4 protein-coding genes, 2 tRNA genes and 1 pseudogene are annotated in these 7,638 nt (G+C 72.2%); 5 read left to right on the top strand and 2 right to left on the bottom strand.

The genetic code is table 11. The annotated features are described in order from the left end of the window. Positions 1 to 70 (bottom strand): annotated as a pseudogene (locus ABZ495_RS20260) (roadblock/LC7 domain-containing protein); the annotation flags it as partial. A 10-nt stretch (positions 71 to 80) separates the two neighbouring features. Further along, positions 81 to 3,848, bottom strand: coding sequence for a nitrate- and nitrite sensing domain-containing protein (locus ABZ495_RS20255; protein WP_359837214.1), 3,768 nt, complete (start codon positions 3,846 to 3,848; stop codon positions 81 to 83). Between the two features lie 628 nt (positions 3,849 to 4,476). Here ABZ495_RS20255 and ABZ495_RS20250 point away from each other — a divergent pair. The 5 genes from ABZ495_RS20250 (at position 4,477) to ABZ495_RS20230 (ending at position 7,629) form a co-directional block, all read left to right on the top strand. Then, on the top strand, positions 4,477 to 4,698 hold the full coding sequence (locus tag ABZ495_RS20250) for a hypothetical protein (RefSeq protein WP_359807891.1): 222 nt from the start codon (positions 4,477 to 4,479) through the stop codon (positions 4,696 to 4,698). Between the two features lie 218 nt (positions 4,699 to 4,916). Next, the gene (locus ABZ495_RS20245; RefSeq protein ID WP_329489729.1) at positions 4,917 to 5,717 is read left to right on the top strand and encodes a fumarylacetoacetate hydrolase family protein; all 801 of its coding nucleotides are present in this window, start codon (positions 4,917 to 4,919) and stop codon (positions 5,715 to 5,717) included. Beyond that, positions 5,710 to 7,209 carry a glutamate--tRNA ligase gene (gene gltX / locus ABZ495_RS20240; RefSeq protein WP_329489730.1) on the top strand — a complete coding sequence of 500 codons (1,500 nt, stop codon included), beginning with the start codon at positions 5,710 to 5,712 and terminating at the stop codon, positions 7,207 to 7,209. Before ABZ495_RS20245 ends, gltX begins: the two co-directional genes overlap by 8 nt. Before the next feature lie 210 nt (positions 7,210 to 7,419). Then, a tRNA-Gln gene (locus tag ABZ495_RS20235) sits at positions 7,420 to 7,491 on the top strand. A 65-nt stretch (positions 7,492 to 7,556) separates the two neighbouring features. Further along, a tRNA-Glu gene (locus ABZ495_RS20230) sits at positions 7,557 to 7,629 on the top strand. Positions 7,630 to 7,638 lie beyond the last annotated feature (9 nt).

Genomic DNA, 7,638 nt, shown 5'->3' with positions numbered 1-7,638 from the left:
GCGACACCCCAGGGGTGTTGTCCACGAAATTGGTGATCAGCCAGTTCAGGTTCTGTGCGGCCTGGCTCATCTGACTCAACTCAACGCTCCTGGTGATCTGCGCCGTTGCCGTCGGTGCGGCCCCCGAAGCTATCGAATCCGGACTGCTGGGCACCATGCTGCGGGCCCGCCTGGTTGCCCTGGCCCGGGCCCTGGCCGGCCGCCTGCTCGGCGCCGACCCGGCGGCCCTGCTGGATGCCGCGGCGCAGGTTGGTGAGCCGGCCGCGGACCTCCTCGGGCGCACGGGACACCTGGGGGCCGGTCAGCGGGGACGCCTCGGCGGTACCGGAGACCAGGTTGGCCTGCGGGGTCCGCCGGGGGAGACCGGACATGGTGACGCCACTGGTCGAGGGCTCCCGGACCTGCTCGGCCCGGCGCCAGCGCTCGTCGTTCGCGGACGGGCGCCACGGCGCGTCACCCGGCCCGCCCGGCCCACCCTGCGGGGCCTGCTGCGGCTGGCCCTGCTGGGGGGCCTGCTGCTGAGCCTGGTGGGGAGCCTGCTGGGCGTGCTGCTGCTGCGGGGCCTGCTGGTGCTGGGCGTGCTGGTGCTGCTGCGGGGCCTGCTGGTGCTGGCCCTGCTGCTGGACGCCGGGCGCACTGGTCCCGGGCCGACGCGGCTGGTACTGACCCGCCCGCGCCGCCTCGGCCTGCTCGGCCGACTCGAAGATCGGCGCACCGCCCTGCGGGCCGCCGTCGGACGGACCGGTCGGCAGCGCCATCGGCTCCTGGCGGACCGGCTCGGGCCGGAGCTGCTCCTGGCGGACCGGCTCCGGACGCGCCGGGTTCGGCAGCACCGGCTCGACCAGACCGAGGCCGAGCGGGTCACGCGGGTCGATCTCGCTCGCCTCGAAGCGCGGCCGGGCGAACTGCGCGGTGCTCTCCATCGACGAGGGCTCGGCCACGGGGAGCGGCTGGGCCTGCTGCGGCGGGAACTGCTGCCGCTCGCGCTGCGGTGCGTCCGGGCCGGGACGCTGCGGACGGCGCGGACCCTGCGGGCCCTGGCCGCCGGGGCCGCCCTGGCCCTGCGGTGCCTGACCCTGCGGTGCCTGGCCCGGCTGGCGGCGCTGCGGCAGACCCTCCTGCGGGCGGTTGCCCGGGCGGGCGCCCTGCGGCGCGCCCGGACGGCCCGACTGGTCGGCCCAGCCGTGCTGCGGCTGCTCGCCGGTCCGGGGGCCCGGACCGCCGGCGAAGTCCCCGCCGGGGCGCGGCCGCTCCTGGCCGGGGCGCCGGCCCTGGCCGGGCTGACCCGGGCCCTGGCCCTGCCGGCCCTGGCCCGGCTGACCCGGACCGGGCTGGCCCTGGCCGGGCTGCTGCTGGCCGCGGCGCGGCAGCGCACCGGGACCGCCCTGCGGCGGAGCCTGCCGGCCCGCACCGCGCTGCGGCAGACCGCCCTGCGGGTTCTGGCGGGCCTGCTGGCCCTGCTGCTGGCCCTGCTGCTGGCCCTGCGGGGCCTGCTGGCCCTGCGGCTGGCCCTGGAGCGACTGGCCGACCTGTCGGGTCGGCAGCGCGCCGCCAGCCCGTCCACCGGGGCCGCCCTGGCCGCCCGGAGCACCGGGACCGCCCTGGCCGAGCTGCGGACGGCCCTGCGGGGCACCGCCCGCCGGACCCTGGCCGAGCGCGGCCGGGCCGCCGTTCGGGCCGCCGGCCGGACCGCCGGGCACCTGGCGCTGCTGGCGCGGCGTCGGGGCGACCCCGCGCTGCTGCTTGGCCTGCGCCGAACCGGGGCGGGCCGGAGCCCGGCGGTCGGCGGAGTTGGTGACGTCCACCGGGAGCATGACCAGCGCGGTGGTGCCGCCGGAGTCGCTGGGGCGCAGCTGGATGCGGATGCCGTGTCGCAGGGACAGGCGGCCGACCACGAAGAGGCCCATCCGGCGGGAGACGGAGACGTCCACCGTCGGCGGGTTCGCCAGGCGCTCGTTGATGTCGGCGAGGTCGTCGGGGCTGAGGCCGATGCCGGTGTCGTGGATCTCGACCAGCACCCGGCCGTCCGGCAGGGCGTGGCCGGTCACCCGGACGCGGGTCTGCGGGCTGGAGAACGAGGTGGCGTTCTCCAGCAGCTCGGCGAGCAGGTGGACGAGGTCGTTGACGACGCGGCCGGCGACCTCGGCCGACGGCACGGTGGCCAGCTCGATGCGCTCGTACTGCTCCACCTCGGAGGCGGCGGCGCGGAGCACGTCGACCAGCGGGACGGGGCGGGTCCAGCGGCGGCCCGGGTCCTCGCCCGCGAGGACGAGCAGGTTCTCACCGTTGCGGCGCATACGGGTCGCGAGGTGGTCCAGCTTGAAGAGGTTGGCCAGCTGGTCCGGGTCCGCCTCGCGGCTCTCCAGCTCGGAGATGAGCGACAGCTGGCGCTGGATGAGGCCCTGGCTGCGGCGCGAGAGGTTGGTGAACATCGCGTTGATGTTGCCGCGCAGGAGGGCCTGCTCGGCGGCGAGGCGGACGGCCTCGCTGTGCACCATGTCGAAGGCGTGGGCCACGTGGCCGATCTCGTCCGCGGAGTCGATGCCGACCGGTTCGACGGTGACGTCGACGTCGTGCGGGTCGCTCTCGGACAGCGTCTTGACCAGCTCGGGCAGTCGCCGCTCGGCGACGTCCTCGGCCGCGGACTGCAGTCGCGTCAGCGAGCGCACCATCGAGCGGGCGATCAGACCGGCGCCACCGAGGGCGACCAGCAGCACCAGCGCGACGGCGGCACCGATGATCAGGGCCTCGGTGTCGGCGGCGGACTGCAGCTCCTGGGCCTTGCCGTCGAGGTCCTCGATCAGCTTCGACTCGATCCGCCGCTCGGCGGTGATCTTGGCGGTGGCCTGCTCGTACCAGTCCTTGAAGCTGACCGGCTCGGTCTGGTGGATACCGCTCTGCTGGAGCACCGAGCGCGCGTACCGGTCGGCGGCGGCGACCACCGAGTTGTAGCTGAGCTGGCCGCGCAGGTTGTCCAGGTCGTGCGAGGTGTAGATGTTGTTGAAGCTGGTGAGCGCGTTGTCGTAGGAGGCGCGCAGCCGGATACCGAAGGACTCGTCGCTCAGGCTGAGGTCGGGGGCCTTGGGGTTGGCGAGCGCGGCGCTGATCAGGGCGCGCTGCTGCGAGGTGGCGTTCTTGGCCAGCGAGAACTGCTGGAGGGCGCGGGTGGCGCGGACCAGGTCGCGGTTGTTGGACGCGAGCGCGATGTCCTGGGTGATCGACAGCAGGTCTCGGATGATCACGTCGTAGGCCGTGATCGTCGACTGGATGTTCTGGTTGTTCTGGTACGGGGTGTTGCGCGCGTCCGAGATCGAGTTCAGGTCCTTGCGGATCTGGAACAGCAGCGCCTTGCCGCCGGAGAGCTCCAGGTTCTCGAACTTGTCCGAGGACGCGGTGAAGGTCCGGCTCAGGTCGTCGGTGATCTTGCGGGCGTTGACGATGTCGTCGTCGAGCGGGGCGTTCGGCTCGTGGGTGATCGGCCCGGCGCTGATGTCCCGCTCGGTCTGCAGGGCGTCGGCGAGGTTGGTCGCCTTCTTCGCCAGGTCCGAGAGGTTGGCCATCTGGGCGAGCTGCTGCGAGGCCTCGAGAGAGGTCTGGATGCGCAGCCCACCGAGCACGAGGGCGACCAGCACCGGGAGCGCGAGCAGCGCGATGAGGCGGGTACGGATCCGCCAGTTGCGCATCGCCAGCCGGCTCATGCCCTTGGCCCGTCGGCGGGTCAGCGTCTTGCGGAGCTTGCCCCGGGCCGATTTCCGGTCCTGTTCGGCGTCGTCCTCCGGGCGGCCGACCGCCTCGGGTGCCGGCTCGACGGGGCCGCCGGGCACCGCCGCCTGCTGGGGTGGTGCCACGGGCTCACGCGACTCCGGGTCACCCGCGGCGCCGCTACCCCTTTTGAAACGTCCCTGCACTGGCGTCGCAACCTCTGGACCGGGCGTCCCGCCGCGTCGCCGCAGCCTGGACGGTGTGGAGTTTCCATCCGCACCCCGGCCGGTCCGGGAGAGCGGGCACCGGGGTGGACTACTCCCTACCCACGGTCCGTGGCATTCCAGCACAGCCGGGGAATCCCAACAAGGGCCGCCAGGGCGAGTGGGGCCACACTACCGACCGCGCGCGCGATTTCACTGACTGTGCGGTAACCGGACCGGAATACCGCCTTTTTCGGACACTTGCCGGATACATGCCAACCGGACCCGAGATCAACGGGAGGTGCAGAGGTTCCCGAATGCCCGATATGCAGGGTTTTGTCGGCGAAACTTGATGAAGCGATATGTCGGATATCGGAGAATTGCTCTTCAATTTGTGAGCAAAATCACAGCACAATGTGTAGCTTTGGTCACGGCGGCTGTGGAAAGAGATCCGTAACCTTGCTGTCTCCGGCGCACGGCCTCGATCAGCCTGCCCAGAATCTCCCCGAACCACTCAGGCCGGTGCCGCGCCACGTCGACGCGCCGGTCACGACCCCGAGGTGCTGACGAGATGTCCCAGGCGAACACGGCCGCCACCAGTCCCGAGCTCTCCAGCCGTTCCACGGCGAACCCGCGCCGGACGACGCTGGCCTCGGTCGAGGACTTCAGCGGGATCCCGGGCGCCCGCCGGGCCGAGCACGTGGCGACCTACGCCACCGAGCTGCCCACCAACACGGCCAACCCGCGCCGCACCCAGCTGATGGTCGCCCCGGTGGTGGCCCCGCGGAGCTGACACCCCGCACGAACCCGGAAGGCGCCGCACTCGCGGCGCCTTTCGGTTTGCTCCCGCCAGGTCGGGCGCAACCGCGCTGAACAGGGGCAAAGCGGTCGGGGGAGGCCCCACGCGATAGCCTGGTCGACGATTGAGCGGGGCCGGGCCCACACGGGCGCGGCGCCCACCAGCGCCCGGGCGCGCCCCGGGCGGCCGACGAAGCGAGGGGTAGCCCAGCCGTGCGCATTGCCAGGTTTTCCGTTCGGGAGGGGAGCCCTGCCGCCGGCACCGTCTCCTTCGGTGTGGTCGAGGGTGACCCGGCGCAGCCCGAGTCCCTCGTGGTTCACGCCCTGGCCGGCCACCCGTTCGGGCAGCCCCAACCCACCGGTGAGAGCTACCGCTTCCAGGACGTGCGGCTGCTCAGCCCGATGCTGCCGAACAAGATCGTCGCGGTCGGCCGCAACTACGCCGCCCACGCGGCGGAGCTCGGCCACGACGTCCCGGACGTCCCGCTGACCTTCTTCAAGCCGTCGACCTCGGTGATCGGCCCGACCGAGTCCATCGCGTACCCGCCGTTCTCCTCCGACGTCCACCACGAGGCCGAACTGGCCGTGGTCATCGGCCGGATGTGCCGCGAGGTCCCGCTGGACCGGGTGCCCGAGGTGATCTTCGGCTACACCTGTGCCAACGACCTCACGGCCCGCGACATCCAGCAGCGCGAGGGCCAGTGGGCCCGCGCCAAGGGCTTCGACACCGCCTGCCCGCTCGGCCCGTGGATCGAGACGGACCTCGACCCGAGCGACCTCGCCGTCACCTGCACGGTCAACGGCGAGCTCCGGCAGGCCGGCCGCACCTCCCAGATGGTCCGCTCGGTCGCCGAGCTGATCGTCCACATCTCCGAGGCCATGACGCTGCTGCCCGGCGACGTCATCCTCACCGGCACACCCGCTGGGGTGGGCCCCCTCAACGTCGGCGACGCGGTCGCCGTCTCCATCGAAGGCATCGGCACTCTCACCAACAAGGTGATCAAGCGTGGCTAACACTGACCCGAGCGTTCGGGTTCGCTTCTGTCCGTCCCCGACCGGCAACCCGCACGTGGGCCTGGTCCGCACGGCCCTCTTCAACTGGGCCTTCGCCCGCCACAACGGCGGCACGATGGTCTTCCGGATCGAGGACACCGACTCCGCCCGCGACTCCGAGGAGTCGTACCGGCAGCTGCTCGACGCCATGCGCTGGCTCGGCTTCGACTGGGACGAGGGCCCGGAGATCGGCGGCCCGCACGCGCCGTACCGGCAGTCGCAGCGGATGGACATCTACGCGGACGTGGCCCGCCGGCTGCACGAGGCCGGCCACGCCTACCACTGCTACTGCTCCACCGAGGAGCTCGACGCCCGCCGCGAGGCCGCCCGCGCGGCCGGCCGCCCGTCCGGCTACGACGGCCACTGCCGGGAGCTGACGGACGACCAGGTCGCCGTCTACAAGCTGGAGAAGCGCGAGCCGATCCTGCGGTTCCGGATGCCCGACCGCACCATCGCCTTCGACGACCTGGTGCGCGGCACGCTCAGCTTCGAGCCGGAGAACGTGCCCGACTACGGCATCGTCCGGGCCAACGGCGCACCGCTCTACACCCTGGTCAACCCGGTCGACGACGCCCTGATGGGCATCACCCACGTGCTGCGCGGCGAGGACCTGCTCTCCTCGACCCCGCGCCAGATCGCGCTGTACGCGGCGCTCGCCGAGATCGGCGTCGGCGACGGCGGCACCCCGCGCTTCGGCCACCTGCCGTACGTGATGGGCGAGGGCAACAAGAAGCTCTCGAAGCGCGACCCGCAGGCCTCGCTCAACCTGTACCGCGAGCGCGGCTTCATCCCCGAGGGCCTGCTCAACTACCTGTCGCTGCTCGGCTGGTCGCTCTCCGCGGACGACGACATCTTCTCGGTGGAGCAGCTGGTCGAGGCGTTCGACATCGCCGACGTCAACGCCAACCCGGCCCGCTTCGACCTCAAGAAGTGCGAGCACATCAACGCCGAGCACGTGCGCCGGCTGGCCCCGGAGGACTTCGTCCGCCGCCTGGTGCCGTACCTCCAGGCGCCCGGTCTGCTGCCGGCCGAGCCGACCGCCGAGCAGCTGGAGCTGCTGGCCAAGGTGGCACCGCTCACCCAGGAGCGGATGGTCGTGCTGAGCGAGATCGTCACCATGGCGGGCTTCCTCTTCGTCGACCCGGCGGACTTCACGCTCGACCCGGACGACGCCGCCAAGGTGCTCACCGCCGACGCCCGTCCGGTGCTGGAGGCGAGCATCAAGGCGTTGGAGGAGCTGGCGGACTTCTCGCCCGAGCCGATCCAGGCCGCGCTGCGCGCGGCGCTGGTGGACGGGCTGGGCATCAAGCCCAAGTTCGCCTTCACGCCGCTGCGGGTGGCCGTCACGGGCCGCCGGGTGTCCCCGCCGCTCTTCGAGTCGATGGAGCTGCTCGGGCGCCCCGAGACGCTGCGCCGGCTGACCGCCGCGCTGGCCGCCGTCCCGGCTGCCTGAGCACCGCCACCGGCGGCCGCGGGCCGGGTTCTGACCTGGCCCGCAGCCGCCCCGGCCGCGGCCTGGGCTTATCGATTTTGGACCGGGGCCGGACGTCGGGTAATGTTCTTTCTGCGCCGCCCGGGAGGGAACGGACGAGGGAGCGAAACTTCGTCGGGACCGAGCGAGGGGCGCAACGCCTGAGAAGGGCCCGCAGGGGTTCAACTCTGGTGGGGTATGGTGTAATTGGCAGCACGAGTGATTCTGGTTCATTTAGTCTAGGTTCGAGTCCTGGTACCCCAGCGCAGTACAGGCACTGTCGGCTCCATCGCAGTGCAGGCACCACCGCAGTACAAACAAAGATCCAAGCCCCCGTTGTGTAGCGGCCTAGCACGCTGCCCTCTCACGGCAGTAGCGCCGGTTCGAATCCGGTCGGGGGTACTGATCCCG

This window comes from Kitasatospora sp. NPDC005748 (genome assembly GCF_040630735.1).
Classification (GTDB): domain Bacteria; phylum Actinomycetota; class Actinomycetes; order Streptomycetales; family Streptomycetaceae; genus Kitasatospora.
This window is presented reverse-complemented; position numbering and strand designations above follow the sequence as displayed.

Bases quoted from the DNA above. Each gene is read 5' to 3' on its own strand.
- ABZ495_RS20250 (WP_359807891.1), top strand. From the start codon at position 4,477: ATGTCCCAGGCGAACACGGCCGCCACCAGTCCCGAGCTCTCCAGCCGT.